Genomic DNA, 14,957 nt, shown 5'->3' with positions numbered 1-14,957 from the left:
ATGGGAGAAATTCATATACGATAAATCATTCCAAAAATGGCCAATACTTTTTCCTATTTTACACCCCCAAAAAGGCATAGTCAATTTACCATGTTTTGGCAGAGTATTACAGTATAAAATAAAAGGGCTGACAGTCCTTCATTTAACTGTCAGCCTTCTGTTTTATTTGGATCCTATTTGCTGATGTCTTCCGCATTTTTATAAATTGTTTTTATTTCTTCTTTTGATATCAGTTTAGAAAGAATATAGGCGATTATAATGATTCCTGGAATATCCACCAATAGTCTCGTAACTGCAAATTTTGCGCCTAATGCTGCCATTTCAAATAAAAACATCGGTATTTTTGTTGTTGACCATGCGCCGATAAAAATGAGAATATTGCTAAATTTAACACCCTTTTTCATAAATACCGCGGCAACCGGAAAAGCCCCATAAAGCGGACCTGCTGCCGCTGAGCCGATAAACATAGAAAGCAAAATTCCTTTTAGACCAGAGCCTTCTCCCATATATTTAATCATTGTTTCTTTTGGAACCCACACGTCAAGTAATCCAAGCAGAATAAATACTGGAGGAATGACAAACAGCATTTGTTCGATCTGATAGGCTGAATTACTCATGGCCTTAAGGCCGAGCGGGCGGTTAATCAGTGTTAGAATTCCTATTGCAACTACGGCTATTAAAAATGCGCGATATCTTTTTAAGATTGCTTTTACTTTCATATTAGCCCACCACCGTTCCTATTATATAAGCGACAATAAAAGAGAAGAAAAATGCAATCACATTTCTTAAAATTGTTAGTCGTTTACCAAAATATTTTATTTCAACTGGCATAGTGACAATGCCGACCATCATTAATGTGGAAACAAATGCGCCAATCTGCATATATCCGGCGCCGCTCTGCAGAAGCATCGCCGCCGTTGGAAATGCGACAAAACCAGGAATTAGGGTAACAGCACCAATTAAAGCGGAAACTACGACACCAAACCACCCTGAGTTTGACCCAATCAGTTTAGAAATAACTTCGGTATTTAGCACGGCAAGCAATATTCCCACAAGCAAAATGACGACCAGAAACTGAGGCATAATGTTTTCAAAAGATTTCCATGCTTTTTTAAGAGATTGTTTGGTTTTCTTTTTGTCTTTAAAAAAAGAAACTGCTAAAAGAAGGAGAGCTGTTCCATACAATATAGGCGTGTCCACATTAAAACTCCTTTTTACTATTTGTTTTAAAAAGCTACCGTTTAGGATGGCTTTAAAATAAATTTTTATGTTTGCAGCAGGTATGTTTTTCTGCAATTGCGTTCGGCGTTGTCAGTTCTTTCAGTAAAATACCGGCATAAGCGCTGCCTTTTTCGCTGATTTTATAATGAGTCCATTTCCCTTTTTGCTGACTTTCTACGATACCGGATTCAACAAGAATCTTCATGTGATAAGAAAGACCTGATTGTCCTAAGTCCAATTGTTCCTGTAAAATGCAGGCACATTTTTCTCCGCCGCGCAAAAGCTCGAGTATTTTTAGACGATTTTCATCGCAAAAAGCTTTAAATATTTTTGTTTGCTCTTCATAAATATTTGCCAAATGATCACCTCATATCAAAAATATTTGATATGAGATTAGTATATAAACAAAAAGTTAATTTGTCAACAAAATTTATTTAACTGTTTATAAGGAAAATTTGACCATAAAATAATGCAGCTTGTGTTGTTTTAGATTGAATGGTAAGATATTGATAAACCGTCTGATTTACGCTTCGGACAAAAGATAACACAAAAAGTCGGGAGCAGATGCTTTCAAAGGAATAAGATGAGAACACAGGTAAGGAGATGTATCCATGGGCTGGGTTGAATGTATCGGTGAAGCAATCAACTACATTGAGGACAATATCGCAAACGAACTGACAGTCGAAAAGATTGCAAAACAGGTGTTGCTATCTCCTTTTTATTTTCAAAAAGGATTTACTATGCTTTGTGGCTTTACGGTTGGAGAGTATATCAGGGAACGCAGGCTTACCCTCGCCGGTAGTGAGCTTGTGTCTACCGACAAAAAGATCATTGATATTGCTCTAAAATATGGTTATGACTCGCCGGACAGCTTTACCAAAGCATTTACCCGCTTTCATGGAGTCACACCGACTGCTGTTCGAAAAGATGGAGCAATGATAAAGTCTTTTGCTCCTCTTAAAATCAAATTCACTTTAGAAGGTGGTTATGTTATGGATTACAAAATTGTTGAAAAAGATTCATTTACAGTGATGGGAGCATCCAAAATATTTAAGTATGATAGCGCGATGACAGAAATTCCTAAGTTTTGGCTCGGACTTCATCAACCAGGAAAAGAGCGGATCGTATGTGGAATGTATGGAATTTGTATTGACGAAAGTATGGGGTCGGATGAATTCGAGTATCTGGTTGCGGATAATTACGATCCTACCGCAGAGGTACCGAAAGGCTTTATTACAAAGGTCATTCCCGCATACACCTGGGCTGTTTTTGCCTGCAAAGGCGGAATGCCGCAGTCCTTACATGACGTGAACAAAAGAATTTTTTCGGAGTGGCTGCCGAACAGTAAAGACTATGAGATTGCAGCTGGCTACAACATTGAGATGTATAGTGATCCTGCTAGGTATCCAAAGGGAATTCAGGATGAAAATTATTACAGTGAGATCTGGATTCCTGTAAAAGGAAAGGAACGTAAATGAATATAGTAGTCATTAACGGGTCACCGAATAAAGAAAGAAGTGCTACGCTGGCTTTAACGAAAGCGTTTCTTCGTGGTATGAACGAAACAGCGAAATTTATTCATACAGCCGATTTGCAGATAAATCCCTGCCGTGCCTGCTATGCATGTTGGATGGCAACGGGCGGACACTGTGTGCAAGAAGATGATGCTATCTCAGTGTTGGAAATGATTCGCGCAGCGGATCTTGTGATCTGGTCGATGCCGGTTTACTGCTATTCAGCCCCGGCACAGTGTAAAGCGTTAATGGATCGGACACTTTGCTTTAATAAGCCTCAAATGTATATTGGAAAAGATGGACGTGCACATCATTATGGCTATGAAGACGGTACAAAGAAAACTGTGCTTATAACAAGTGGTGGCCTGCCGGACATTACCGGAAACTTTGATGGACTGGTTTTTCAACTCAAGCACATGTTTGGATCGGATACAGCGACAATTTGTTGTGCCGAGGGTGCGCTTTTGATGCAGGAAGATACAGCCGAGATCGTCAAACCATATCTGGATGCGGTGGAATGTGCTGGCACAGAGTATAAAGCAGGTGGGCATATTTTGCCTAAAACGCAGGCGATTCTCGACACCCCGTTTATTCCACGGGAGGATTATATCCGGAATGTCAACAGTCTGTTTGAAAAAATGAAAAGATGCTAAGGTGTTTTTTATCTAAGCATTCGTAAAGAATGAATTTTATTTTTCCCTTTATTTAAACGAAATAAAATATTCAGAGAAAAAAGCTCCGCAACGGAAAAATTTACCGCTGTGGAGCTTTTTATTGTTTTAATAAAATGATAAAATTTTTTGCGTTAGACAGAAATAGCTGAATTAACGAGGCGTTACAGCAAATCAGTTGCAATATAATGTCATTTTATGATGTATTGCTATAGAAAAGAATGTGATACAATAAAAATATAAATTGTAATTTAACCGATTGGGTTAAATATTTGCCGTTTAGATGCTGTTTGGATGTACCATAAAATTGAGGTGAAAAGCATGGCAAAAATCTTGATTGTGGAAGATGAAGAACCCATCTCCAATCTGATTCGGCTCAGCCTGAAAAAAGCAGGTCATGTATGCGAGTGCGTTTTTGATGGGGGAGAGGCCGCAGATAAGCTCGAAGAGAATACATATGATTTGATCCTTCTGGATGTGATGTTGCCGAAAATTGACGGCTTTGAATTAATGGACTATATCCGTCCCATGGGGATTCCGGTGATCTTTTTAACAGCAAAAAGCACGCTGGAGGATCGTGTCCATGGGCTGAGAATTGGAGCGGAAGATTATATTGTTAAGCCATTTGAAATCGTAGAACTATTGGCGCGGGTTGATGTTGTTCTGCGGCGCTACCACAAAACGGCTAATATTATAGAAATCGACGGTCTGACAGTGGACATGCAGTCTATGCAGGTCAAGCGGGATGGAAAAGAGATTTCGCTGACGCCCAAAGAATATCAAATTTTGTTGCTGTTTGTCCGCAACCCAGACACAGCATTGTATCGAGATACTATTTATGAACGAGTATGGGGCGGTGAAATGGAGTATGGAAGCAAGACGGTTAGTCTCCATGTACAGCGGCTCCGGAAAAAGGTCGGATGGGAAAAGGAATTACAAGTGGTGAATAAGGTGGGCTATCGGCTGGAGGTGAACTAATTGAAGTTTCGCTGGAAGATCACATTTTGTATGATCTGCCTTCTATCATTGCTGTTTGGTATAGGCGGCAGCGCTCTGATTTCTAACTCTTTTCAGTCATCGCTGAATCGGGAGGAACAGTCCGCAAGAGAGTCTTATCAGCAAGTGCTTGGAGCTCTTCAAATGGCGGATAAACTAAATTCATGGATAGATGAAAAAAGTGCCGCCGATACCATTAGTCAACTGACGCCTCAAGAAACGTATTCAGCAATCGAACTATCTTCGAACGATGGAACTCTTTATACAAAGGGCGATTTCACGGCAGATTTCATGGATCTATCTGACAAAACGGATGACGGACATTTGGCGGTCGCTTATCTGAAGAATACAGAAGGCACGCCTTTTTTGCAGGTATCCAGCAGTTTTCAGATTGGCAGAAAAATATTATGCCTAAATTTGGGATATGACTTGTCTGAACTCTATGCGACTCGTGCTTTACAGCAACGGGTATACTACGAAATTTTTGCTTTAATGCTGCTGTTATGCGCGATAATGGCATGCGGTATCTCATGGTTGCTCACACGACCAATGTCGAGCCTATCGAAAGCATCCCGTGAGATTGCATCCGGCAATCTTGCTTACCGCTCTAACATTCGTTCAGGGGATGAAATCGGCGTGCTGTCCAAAGATTTTGACGCCATGGCGCAAAAGGTAGAAGACAGTGCCCAAAATCTTGAGGATGCCGCTAGACGCCAGGAGCAGTTTATGGGCAGCTTTGCCCACGAAATGAAGACGCCGATGACTTCTATTATTGGTTATGCTGATTTACTGCGGGGACAGTCCCTGACTACAGAGGAACAAATTGATGCAGCTAATTATATCTTTTCCGAGGGAAAACGGTTGGAAAACTTGTCCTTTAAATTGCTGGATATCTTTGTTGCAGACCACCGCGAGCTTGTCTTAAAACCAGTATCCCCGGCCGGAATTGTTAAGAATCTTACGGAGCATTTGCACCCTATCTATGAAAAAAGCAGCATTGAACTTTCCTGTGAATGTGAAGAGGGGACATGCATGCTGGACCCGGATCTTACCCGCATGCTGCTTTTGAACCTGCTGGATAATGCCCGTAAAGCATTGGACCACGGTGGTCATATTGGGATTACTAGTTCCATGCTTTCGGACGGGTGTCGGTTAATCGTTGTGGATAATGGAAAGGGAATCCCGCCGGAGGCTTTGCAGCACCTGACCGAAGTGTTTTACCGCGTTGATAAGTCTAGATCCCGTGTTCAGGGCAGTGTCGGTCTTGGTTTGTCACTTTGTGCCAAAATTGTGGAGCGGCATCATGGGACGATTCACTTTGACAGTAAGCTGGGTGCTGGGACAACAATTACCGTAGACTTGAAAGGAGGCAGAACATGAAAAAGGCTATTCCAATTCTGCTTGCCTTTTGCGCCCTTCTTGCAATCGTGTCTGGCTTTTTTCTGCCTAGTTTTGTTTCTGCTATGCAGGACCAGAAGCTTAAGACAAAGGTCAACACCTATGAGACTTCTAGCCTTCAATTTCATCCTGTTACGCAGTTAAAAGACAGTCTTCGGTTATTAACTGGCGAATACACGACAGAATTTCTGGAGAACGGAAGCAACTTAGATGCCGATGGTGCTTATCAGGCAGCATTGGATACGATGCAGTTCATGGCAGCGCAGGGTGCAGCCGGGATTTTACCAGAAGAATGCCCAGATCATACAGAAACGCCATTCCTTGTGGTGTCGGCTGACAAAACCATGAGTGCGATTATGTGGCGTTGTGCACTTTACAGTAAGAGCTTCAATAAGTGGATTGATATTCTAATTGATGACAGCAGCGGAAAGATGCTGGCGTTCAATATGATATCTGATCAAGATGTTATTGATGCACAATCGACAAAAGATGCAAAAGAACAGGCCAATAAATTTTCTAGTAAGCTGGCAGATATCTGTTCCAATTATTACGGATGGAAAACTGAAAATGTTCAGATAAATGGTGTTTTAACAAAGGATAATCTATCCGACTATTCTATCAAGGGTTCCATCAAAATGCGTGATGATGGGGGTGATTTGGTGGTATTTCCATTAACGATTTCTGGAGACCAATATACATTTAATACATTACTCAGATTTAGGGGAATCATCAGTTGATGCCATTTTGATGCTGTATTGATGCTGAATATAGGAAGCACTTTGCTATCATTTCTACCGGATTTGATAAGGAGTGCTTTTTTATGAAAAATACAGATTACGCGAGGCATGAACGATGGGTAAAGAGACGCAGGGCTCGCAGAATGCATCGTGCTTCGGCGTGCTTACTGTTACTGATATTGTTTTTTGGAATTCGCGCGTTAGTTCAATTTACTAATAAAAATGGCAACCAAGATTTAGATAAAGAGACATCATCACAAGATACCCATTTGACTTCGCAAAATAGATATTTTTGGAACGATAACACGGCAGTTTCTAAAGGTGACGTGGTTACAGCAAATGAATTGAATCTCCGCTCCGGCCCTAGTGCAAAGTATGGCATTGTCTGTTTTGTCCCAAGCGGTACGAAGATAACATTAACAGGAGAATTAAACACGGATGGTACCTGGATTAAGGTACAAGTTCCGGGCGGAAAATCCGGATGGTGTTGTCGGCCTTACCTGCAAAGCGATGTGGTGGATACCGCGGCCAATCACGCACTTGTTCAAGTGGCCTATCCGCTTTCTATAAAGGTATCACTTGATGACCAGAAGGTCATGGTATTTGATGCGAAAGGTTTGGCAATAAAGACTTTTACTTGTTCTTCGGGAGAATCTGGCAGTGAAACACCGACTGGAACCTTTTCTGTTTCGAATCGGGGGATTTCCTTCTATAATTCCAATTTGGGAGAAGGAGCCTACTATTGGACAAGCTTTTATGGTGACTATTTGTTTCACAGTATTCCATTTAATCAGGATTATGAAATAAAACAAAATGAAGCAGAAAAGCTTGGAACTCCTGCGTCACATGGCTGTATCCGGCTTTCTATGGACGATGCTAAATGGATCTATGACCATATTCAGGATGGTACAAAAGTAACGGTACAATAATACCTGTTATCTTTTTGGTGACTTTTAAAAATGTTTTACAAAAGGTCAATCTGACCATCGCTGCAGCGTCGCATTAAATATGAATCCGAATTTCAATCAACCGTTGATTCTGATATTAACGGAGCTTTTATGCAATAAAGGCAATCCAGAAGTTAATAAAATTAATGTCCACAGGGTTGGTTTATTGCAGCCATTCCTGTGGACAATTTTTTAGCTTTTTAAATTGATGGTGTTAATCGATCTTTCTAACAAAAAGTCCATGCCAAAAGTCAAAATGTTTCCCCAAAAATTGTTCGATGTAAACTTTAAAAGAATCGGTAAGGGGGCTCTTACACTGGCAATGTCCTCAGCACTCGTGAAAAGAAGAAAACGCGCAACAAAAACCTCGTTGTTTCGTTTTATTTTGCATCCTTGACAACTTTTTATAAGCCATAAAACTGTTCTCTATTTTAGGATCTTTAGAGAAAAGATAAAAAATAGGGGAGAGAGTGTGTGGCGCCTAGCGTGTTTTCAGAGCCTGATTAATAAAAAAGTGCTGTTTTGTCCTACCTTGACATATTGAGAATTTGATTAAAAATCGCCTAATAGTTATGATGAGATACACATAAATTTCCTTTTATCACATTTAATCATTGTTATGATTAATTTTAGTGCTAAATCATTTGTCTTTCCAGCCGTTCCCCTAAACGACTCAGTATTTCGTTGGAAATTGTCCCTGTCTGTTCTGCAAGGTCGCAAGCGGTAATTTTTTGATCTCCAGACTGCCCAATAATTACTGCAACGTCTCCTGCTTTGATGTTCGGAATATTGGAAACGTCAATCAGCATTTGATCCATACAGATTCGACCAATAATAGGGACTTTGATGCCTTTAATCAGAACATTTCCAACGCTGCATGACAAAGAACGCGGAATACCGTCTGCATAACCGATTGCAAGTACGGCAATTTTGGTATCACGATCGGCAACAAACTGTAAACCATATCCGGCTGATTCCCCTTTTTGTAAAGTGTTCAATGTGGTTATTCTGGTTTTGACGGATAGTACCGGTCTCAGCGAAATTGAACAGCGTTCCCTATCAGCCCGAGTACTGAGTACGCCGTAGAGGGCAATTCCGATTCGTGCATAATTGCCACCGAGTTCCGAATAATTGATGAGCCCATAGCTTGCGAGTAGGTGTTCTTTAGGACATTCAAAGCCGCGTTCCCTAAGTTGCGAGATCGTGCTGTAAAAAGCTCGGCTCTGCTCCATAGTAAAAGCTCTGTCCTGCGGCAAATTTGTATCATCTGCGCACAGATGGGTGTAGATTCCCTCAATTTCCAAGTTGTGAAGGTTAAACATTTTACAGATGTTTTCGATATTTCTACAAGGTTCTCCTAGTCGATGCATCCCTGTGTCGATTGCGATATGTACTTTTACTTTTTGACCGTATTTGTTTAGGATTTCTGCATAGGGAAGATCAATTACTGTTTGTGTCAGGTCGTACTGTTTCAAAAGTGGGAACTGCATTGGATACGTGTAACCGAGAATCAGAATTTCTCCGACAATGCCGTTTTCTCGAAGTTCGATTCCTTCTGAAACTGTTGCAACGCAAAAAGCTTTTATCCCTAACCGGTTTAGTTCCCGCGAGATCAAAACTGCGCCATGCCCATAGGCATTGGCTTTGACAGCGGGCATCAGTTCACAATCATTAGGGAGCAGCTTTTGGAGTACTTGGACGTTATGGCGCAGTGCATCTCGATCAAGTTCGATCCATGCCCTGCTTCGGCAAAATATGGGTGCTGGTTTATTTGGCATTTTCTTTCTCCCTTTCAATCACACGGGGTGGCTGCGAAACCACAGTGCAGTTATCCGGAATATCAAAACTAACGACCGCTCCCGCACCGATTCTTACATTGTCCCCAATTTGAATATTTCCGACAACGGTGGCACCTGCCCCAATTAGGCAGTCGTTACCGATGTGCGGCGCCTTATGATTCACTTCTCCGATCGTGACATTTTGATAGATCCAGCAATTTAAGCCGATGCTCGCGTAGCGGGAAATATAAATGCCATGCAGTCCGTGTGGCAGGGAAGGGAGTCCGGCAATTTTTGCGCCGTTTCCAATGTAGCCGCTGTGCCTGTGTGCCGACCGATTGCAAAGGAATGTGAGCAACCCTTTTAAGAGCTTATTTTTGGTTCGTTCCCGCCGCCTGAAGAGTGACCAATATCTGTTTAGATTATCTCCTTTGGAATAATCAATGATTTTATCTCTCAGCATTACAAAACTTCTTTCTTTACTCTGGAACTGTTGCCTATTATTGCGTGCTTGTCCATTCGGTCAGAACAAACCCGTCTGCATTATTACCGGACACCGAGTATAGAATGTGATCTTCAATTTCAAATTCAGTGTCTACTCCATCTGCGGTCCTTATATAGGAAACCTCAATATTCTGATTTCTTGTCCGATATAAAAAGTGTTTCTTTTCAAGAGGATACTGCTTTATAAAATCATGATATTCTTCCAATGTTAGTCCAAACTTCGTCATAATTGCGGCGTGAGGTGCTCCGACGTAACGAAAATGCCATGGTTCGTGTGCAATTCCTGTAATAGCCTCTTTTCCTTTTGGATAGCGTTCAATGAAACCGTAAGTCACGGCTTTTTCCCGAAACATCTGACAAATGCCGGAATAGGGAAAGTCTGGACGAATAAAGTCAATTTCCGGATTACGAAGTCCTAAATCAATGGCAAGTCCGGTCTGATGTTCGCTATGATCCGGCATTGCTACAAACTGCTCCGTGAAGGCGGTCCCACTGTCTTTCAGAGATTGATCGTAAATTTCCTGCTGTTCTTGTCTGGAACGCCAACCGCTCACCGCACTGATATGATCCCAGCCCTCGATACTGCTCATAAGTTTAGAAAGCAAAGCGGCAGCTTTTCGTTCCAGGAGGACTTTGCTGTCTGTACAGGCTGGGACAAGATAACTTTTTGAGTTTTCTGAGCAGTAGGGATGCTGTTGGTTGACCAAAATCAGGCTGCCTACATGTACGGATTTTTCTGGAATTACAAGCTTTTTCATATACTCACCGCCAATTCAATTACGCGGGATATGACCTGCCCAAAAGAAATTCCGGCGGCTTTCATCATATTAGGATATCGGCTGTGTGAGGTGAAGCCCGGAATTGTATTGACTTCATTGAAAATAACCTTCCCATCAGAGCTTAGAAACATATCCACCCGTGCAAAGCCGCGGCATCCCAGTGCCTGATAAATCGTCTCTGCAGTCTCTTTGATTTCCTTTGCTTTTTCTTCGGAGATTCGTGCCGGAACATGAATAGCCGACGTTTTCAGAGTATATTTTTCCGTAAAATCGAAGAATCCATCGGATAGTTCGATTTCATCGACCTCTCCCACCGTGAGAGTGTCATTTCCCATCACGGCGCAGCCAACTTCGAATCCCGTTATGCTTTCTTCAATGATGACTTCATCGTCGTATTCGAAAGCTAGTTTGATAGCATCAGGAAGACGGCACTGGTCAGTAACTTTCGTAATGCCATAGGAGGAACCCGCCCTGACTGGTTTTACGAACAGAGGGTATCCGAGGCTTTCAGCTTGTGCCAAAGCAATTTTGGGATCCATGCCCTTTTTTAGAAGAAAGGAAGTGGGAACTTGCACACCAGCCGCATGTACAAGCTTGTGGGCACGATCTTTGTCCATACAAAGTGCTGAAGTCATGATTCCGCAGCCGACAAGTGGAATTCCAGCCAGCTCAAATATGCCCTGAACGGTTCCGTCTTCTCCGTTTTTTCCATGGAGAACAGGGAACGCAGCATCAATCGGAAGTTTTACAACTTTATTAGGGTAAAATATCAGTATGGTATGCATTTTACGGTCCGGTGAAATTGCTGCTGGTAGGCAGTCCGAGGGATTGCACCAAGTGTCTGATGCAATCTTTTCGATATTTCCATTAAACTGATACCAGTTTCCCTTCGATGAAATTCCAATCAATATGGGCATAAATCTGTCGGTGTCTATATGTTTCATTACAGAATAAGCTGACTGAAGCGATACACTGTATTCGGGAGAGCAGCCCCCAAATAAAATAGCAATCTTTAATTTTTTCATTTTCTTTTATCCTTTCTGGGCAATAGCTGTCCCCTCGGGAAGTGGATAGCCAATTTCACATTTGTTTCGGTAAAGCAGCTTTTCGGAGATACAGTCTCCAGTTGTTGTCAGAATAGTTCTCTGTTTCACATCCACTTCTTCATAGATCTTGTCGTTTTTGCGATAATATAATGGCTTGCCGTTTATGACTTCGTAAAATTGCCCATTGTTTTGATCCGTTAGAAGGCGCCCAATAATATGATCTTTATCAAAGGTGATGCGGATCTGAAAAGACATTTCCGTTTCGTTTTTGACCTTCAGATCAAGCCAGCCTTCCGATACAGTCGCATCCACACCCATAGGCGCGTCGCTTGGAGGCTCCGGAAAGTCTTTTACGTTATGCCCGTGCCGTTCCACGATAGTAAGTGGGGTATGAAGAAACATCCAAAAAAGCAGGTTGCTCATCTGGCAGATTCCCCCGCCGGGAGCCGTCGTAAGTTTTCCATCGATCACGGTGAGTCCGTCTTTATACGGAATCGCCTTATCTGCATATCGGACCAATTTCCAGAACGAAAAAGTTTCGTTTGGTTCGATCACGATCCGATCTAAAGTGGTTGCAGCTAGTTTTAAGTTAAAAACTTTATTTTCCTGATATACCATGTCAAAACCAGTTTCCCGGTTATACAGAGGACAGCTTGTTTTAAAAAGCTGATATGGCAATGCGGTTTCAAACTTAGTCTCAGAATATCGGTTCCCGTCTAAATACATTTTCGTGTAAAAGCAAAATAGACGCTGCTTAATTCTCAGCGGCAATAGCCATGGAAAAATCTGTGTAATTCGTTTTCTCGGCATAATACAATCCTTCCTGCAATATTTAAGCAAAATAAAATCCCCGTTCGATACTTTTATGGTATCAAAACGGGGACAAGTATGTTTTTGATTTTAATGAGGAAAAACTGAAAAAAGAAATGTGAAAATCATACGATTTTCTGACAATCAAGGGGAAGTGTTACGGTAAAGATAATATGCTCATTGGCACTTTGGGCACTAATAGTACCTTTATGCAGCTCGACGATTTCTTTTGCGATAGCAAGACCAAGTCCGGATCCGCCGGTGGAACTGGAGCGTGAAGAGTCAAGCCGAAAGAACTGTTCGAAAATTCGACTCAGCTTTTCGGGAGGAATCGTTTTTCCATGATTTTCTATACGCACCGTTATATGGCTGCCGGATTGTTCCATCGTAATAAGAATGGGGGTATCCGGGTAGCTGTAGTTTACGGCATTGCGTATCAGGTTATCAAATACGCGCTCCAGCTTGTCCGGATCACAGACGATCCGAATATTGGGCGCTAAGCGTTGGTTCCAGCACAAGTTCTTTTCTGCTAAAACCGGATTAAATTCAAAAGTAATCTGCTCCAGCATCCGGGTCAGATTGATACTCTCCGGTTCCAAAGTTAGTTTAGTTAGATTAAAGCGGGTAATATCAAAAAACTCGTTAATAAGTGTTTCCAAACGTTCTGCTTTATCAAAGGCAATGCCAGTGTATTTGGCACGTAATTCCGGAGAAATCTGAGGCTCATCCCGAAGCAGAGTAAGATAACCGATCACGCTGGTAAGAGGTGTTTTCAGGTCGTGGGCCAAATAAACAACCAGGTCGTTTTTGCGCTGTTCAGCCTCTTTTGCGGCCATAGCATTGCGCAGAGCCTGTTCCCGTACCAGATTCAGTTCATCCTGTACGTTTTTAATGGCATCAGATAAAACGATCGGTTTATTGTTAGGCTGCGCCAACTGCTCAGATGCTTTAACGACTTCATCGAGGTAACGCAGGGGCTTTTGGAAAAAATGATAGGTAATGATAGTCCAACCGATAATAACGACGCCTGTACCCCAAAACAAGGACGTTTCCTGCATTAATTTCAAGAATTGATACAGGAAATCATACGGCTGCCAAGTAAAGATTAAGCAAATTCGCCATACAAGAAAATATAGAAGCAACAGCCCCGCAACAAAGCCAACAAGCGCCAAAATATATTGCAGCATGATCTGTTGTGATAAGTGGCTTCGACGAATACTGCCTTTTATAATTCGATCATTTTGTCTATTCAATGGTATATCCAACCCCCCACACAGTTTTTACAAATTTTGGTTTCCGGCTGGGTTCGTGCATTTTTTCTCGAAGTCGTGCAATATGCGCCATGACCGTGTTGTTATTGTCGAGATATTTTTCACCCCATACAGCCTCGAACAGTTCCTCAGATGAGACGACTTTTCCACGGCGCTCACAGAGATACCAAAGAATATCGAATTCGATCGGCGTCAGTGAAAGTTCTTTTCCATAGAGCGTACATTTGTGGCTGTCTTGGCAAACATAAAGACCAGCAAAATCATATTCATGGTTTTCTAGTGGAATCGCATTTGCGGTATTGTATCGTGTATATCGTCGGAGCTGCGTTTTAACACGTGCAATGAGTTCCAGCGGATTGAACGGCTTTGTGATATAGTCATCCGCCCCTAAGGTCAATCCTGTGATCTTGTCCATATCTTCTACCTTAGCGGTCAGCATGATGATGGGGAATAGGTGCTTTTCGCGGATCTTCTGGCAGAGTGCAAAGCCACTCATATCCGGCAGCATGACATCTAAAATAGCAAGACTCAAATCTTCACGTTCTACGCAGGAAAGCGCGTCTGTGGCATTGTAAAATTTAAACACCGAATAATCTTCACTTTTTAAATAAACTTCCACAAGATCAGCAATTTCGTGTTCATCGTCAACAATCAATATTTTATCATTCTGTATCATTATTTCCTCCAACATCTTCACCTAACCGGTAGCCCTTTGGAGCCTATCTGTTGGCTTTTTACTGCACCGAGAAATGGCCTTTAGCGTAGTAATCCTTAATCATGCGGCACTGATGGCCCATTATTCGTTTACTCCTCTTCAAGTCATATAGTTATATAATTAGAGGTACCTCTCGAACAGTTTATATTGATTATTATATTTCGTCATCTCGAATTAATCAAGATGAGAGAAGCGAACTGTATTGTAGAGAATTTTTAAAAGAGGAAGAAAACCGGCCGAAGATTATCTTCAACCGATAATGTCGTATCTGACTAGACTGATGTTCCTATGCGCTTGCATTATTTCTGAGTACTAAGCATGATTCAATAATCTGAAGCGAGTAAAAATAATGGCTTTTTGGGACTTTTGTGCTATAATTTATCCATGAAAACGACAAAAAGCGAGTGCTGATTACGCTGAGATGGTGACCACAGGTATTATCTTTTTGGCCGTTGCTTTCTTCATGAGTGTCAGACAGGGGGCATTCAGGCTTCCGGTGGGAATGTGGTGCTCTAACATTGCCATAAAAAATGGATCGTACGTTGGGAACATGATTTGTTTTCCATGTTG

Annotated in this window: 16 protein-coding genes; 6 read left to right on the top strand and 10 right to left on the bottom strand. The window is 41.8% G+C overall.

All coding sequences use genetic code 11. The features are described from left to right. Positions 1-173: 173 nt before the first annotated feature. From OP489_RS06585 to OP489_RS06575, 3 genes are read right to left on the bottom strand one after another with little or no spacing between them, the layout of a single operon-like run. Positions 174-719 carry a permease gene (locus tag OP489_RS06585; RefSeq protein ID WP_266161119.1) on the bottom strand — a complete coding sequence of 182 codons (546 nt, stop codon included), beginning with the start codon at positions 717-719 and terminating at the stop codon, positions 174-176. A 1-nt stretch (position 720) separates the two neighbouring features. Then, entirely contained in the window at positions 721-1,200 is a 480-nt protein-coding gene (locus OP489_RS06580; protein WP_266161118.1) for a permease, read from the bottom strand. Positions 1,201-1,252: 52 nt separating this feature from the next. Then, entirely contained in the window at positions 1,253-1,579 is a 327-nt protein-coding gene (locus OP489_RS06575; RefSeq protein ID WP_266161117.1) for an ArsR/SmtB family transcription factor, read from the bottom strand. A 253-nt stretch (positions 1,580-1,832) separates the two neighbouring features. Here OP489_RS06575 and OP489_RS06570 point away from each other — a divergent pair, with 253 nt between their 5' ends. The 6 genes from OP489_RS06570 (at position 1,833) to OP489_RS06545 (ending at position 7,466) form a co-directional block, all read left to right on the top strand. Next, positions 1,833-2,699 (top strand): AraC family transcriptional regulator, encoded by an 867-nt coding sequence (locus tag OP489_RS06570; RefSeq protein WP_266161116.1) that lies wholly within the window; start codon positions 1,833-1,835, stop codon positions 2,697-2,699. Then, a complete protein-coding gene (locus OP489_RS06565) occupies positions 2,696-3,388 on the top strand; it encodes a flavodoxin family protein (RefSeq protein ID WP_266161115.1) in 693 nt (230 codons plus the stop codon). The genes OP489_RS06570 and OP489_RS06565 overlap by 4 nt, the downstream gene beginning before the upstream one ends. Positions 3,389-3,727: 339 nt before the next feature. Further along, the gene (locus OP489_RS06560; RefSeq protein WP_266161114.1) at positions 3,728-4,384 is read left to right on the top strand and encodes a response regulator transcription factor; all 657 of its coding nucleotides are present in this window, start codon (positions 3,728-3,730) and stop codon (positions 4,382-4,384) included. Further along, a complete protein-coding gene (locus tag OP489_RS06555) occupies positions 4,385-5,782 on the top strand; it encodes a sensor histidine kinase (RefSeq protein WP_266161113.1) in 1,398 nt (465 codons plus the stop codon). It begins immediately after the preceding gene. Further along, a complete protein-coding gene (locus OP489_RS06550) occupies positions 5,779-6,537 on the top strand; it encodes a hypothetical protein (protein WP_266161111.1) in 759 nt (252 codons plus the stop codon). The genes OP489_RS06555 and OP489_RS06550 overlap by 4 nt, the downstream gene beginning before the upstream one ends. 83 nt (positions 6,538-6,620) lie before the next feature. After that, positions 6,621-7,466, top strand: a complete 846-nt coding sequence (locus OP489_RS06545) for a L,D-transpeptidase family protein (RefSeq protein ID WP_266161110.1) — start codon at positions 6,621-6,623, stop codon at positions 7,464-7,466. A gap of 653 nt (positions 7,467-8,119) precedes the next feature. On the opposite strand, the gene vanT is transcribed toward OP489_RS06545, so the two are convergent. From vanT to vanR, 7 genes are all read right to left on the bottom strand, one after another. Further along, a complete protein-coding gene (gene vanT, locus OP489_RS06540) occupies positions 8,120-9,262 on the bottom strand; it encodes a serine racemase VanT catalytic subunit (protein WP_266161109.1) in 1,143 nt (380 codons plus the stop codon). After that, the gene (locus tag OP489_RS06535; RefSeq protein WP_266161108.1) at positions 9,252-9,725 is read right to left on the bottom strand and encodes a serine acetyltransferase; all 474 of its coding nucleotides are present in this window, start codon (positions 9,723-9,725) and stop codon (positions 9,252-9,254) included. The genes vanT and OP489_RS06535 overlap by 11 nt, the downstream gene beginning before the upstream one ends. A gap of 37 nt (positions 9,726-9,762) precedes the next feature. Further along, entirely contained in the window at positions 9,763-10,524 is a 762-nt protein-coding gene (locus OP489_RS06530; protein ID WP_266161107.1) for a M15 family metallopeptidase, read from the bottom strand. After that, entirely contained in the window at positions 10,521-11,570 is a 1,050-nt protein-coding gene (gene vanG, locus OP489_RS06525; protein WP_266161106.1) for a D-alanine--D-serine ligase VanG, read from the bottom strand. The genes OP489_RS06530 and vanG overlap by 4 nt, the downstream gene beginning before the upstream one ends. 6 nt (positions 11,571-11,576) lie before the next feature. Next, a complete protein-coding gene (gene vanW / locus OP489_RS06520) occupies positions 11,577-12,401 on the bottom strand; it encodes a glycopeptide resistance accessory protein VanW (RefSeq protein WP_266161104.1) in 825 nt (274 codons plus the stop codon). Positions 12,402-12,526: 125 nt separating this feature from the next. Further along, positions 12,527-13,654, bottom strand: coding sequence for a vancomycin resistance histidine kinase VanS (gene vanS, locus OP489_RS06515; protein ID WP_416232440.1), 1,128 nt, complete (start codon positions 13,652-13,654; stop codon positions 12,527-12,529). Further along, a complete protein-coding gene (gene vanR / locus OP489_RS06510) occupies positions 13,647-14,348 on the bottom strand; it encodes a VanR-ABDEGLN family response regulator transcription factor (RefSeq protein WP_266161102.1) in 702 nt (233 codons plus the stop codon). Before vanR ends, vanS begins: the two co-directional genes overlap by 8 nt. Positions 14,349-14,957 lie beyond the last annotated feature (609 nt).

This window comes from Caproicibacterium sp. BJN0003 (assembly GCF_026314295.1).
Classification (GTDB): Bacteria; Bacillota; Clostridia; order Oscillospirales; family Acutalibacteraceae; genus Caproicibacterium.
The sequence above is the reverse complement of the archived record's forward strand: the minus strand, read 5'-3'. Positions and strand labels throughout refer to the sequence as shown.

What these genes read in the sequence shown, in the direction of transcription:
- OP489_RS06565 (WP_266161115.1), top strand. Translation starts at nt 2,696, where the DNA reads ATGAATATAGTAGTCATTAACGGGTCACCGAATAAAGAAAGAAGTGCT.
- OP489_RS06545 (WP_266161110.1), top strand. Translation starts at nt 6,621, where the DNA reads ATGAAAAATACAGATTACGCGAGGCATGAACGATGGGTAAAGAGACGC.
- OP489_RS06570 (WP_266161116.1), top strand. Translation starts at nt 1,833, where the DNA reads ATGGGCTGGGTTGAATGTATCGGTGAAGCAATCAACTACATTGAGGAC.
- vanG (WP_266161106.1), bottom strand. Translation starts at nt 11,570, where the DNA reads ATGAAAAAATTAAAGATTGCTATTTTATTTGGGGGCTGCTCTCCCGAA.
- OP489_RS06550 (WP_266161111.1), top strand. Translation starts at nt 5,779, where the DNA reads ATGAAAAAGGCTATTCCAATTCTGCTTGCCTTTTGCGCCCTTCTTGCA.
- OP489_RS06530 (WP_266161107.1), bottom strand. Translation starts at nt 10,524, where the DNA reads ATGAAAAAGCTTGTAATTCCAGAAAAATCCGTACATGTAGGCAGCCTG.
- vanT (WP_266161109.1), bottom strand. Translation starts at nt 9,262, where the DNA reads ATGCCAAATAAACCAGCACCCATATTTTGCCGAAGCAGGGCATGGATC.
- OP489_RS06585 (WP_266161119.1), bottom strand. Translation starts at nt 719, where the DNA reads ATGAAAGTAAAAGCAATCTTAAAAAGATATCGCGCATTTTTAATAGCC.
- OP489_RS06560 (WP_266161114.1), top strand. Translation starts at nt 3,728, where the DNA reads ATGGCAAAAATCTTGATTGTGGAAGATGAAGAACCCATCTCCAATCTG.
- vanR (WP_266161102.1), bottom strand. Translation starts at nt 14,348, where the DNA reads ATGATACAGAATGATAAAATATTGATTGTTGACGATGAACACGAAATT.
- OP489_RS06535 (WP_266161108.1), bottom strand. Translation starts at nt 9,725, where the DNA reads ATGCTGAGAGATAAAATCATTGATTATTCCAAAGGAGATAATCTAAAC.
- vanW (WP_266161104.1), bottom strand. Translation starts at nt 12,401, where the DNA reads ATGCCGAGAAAACGAATTACACAGATTTTTCCATGGCTATTGCCGCTG.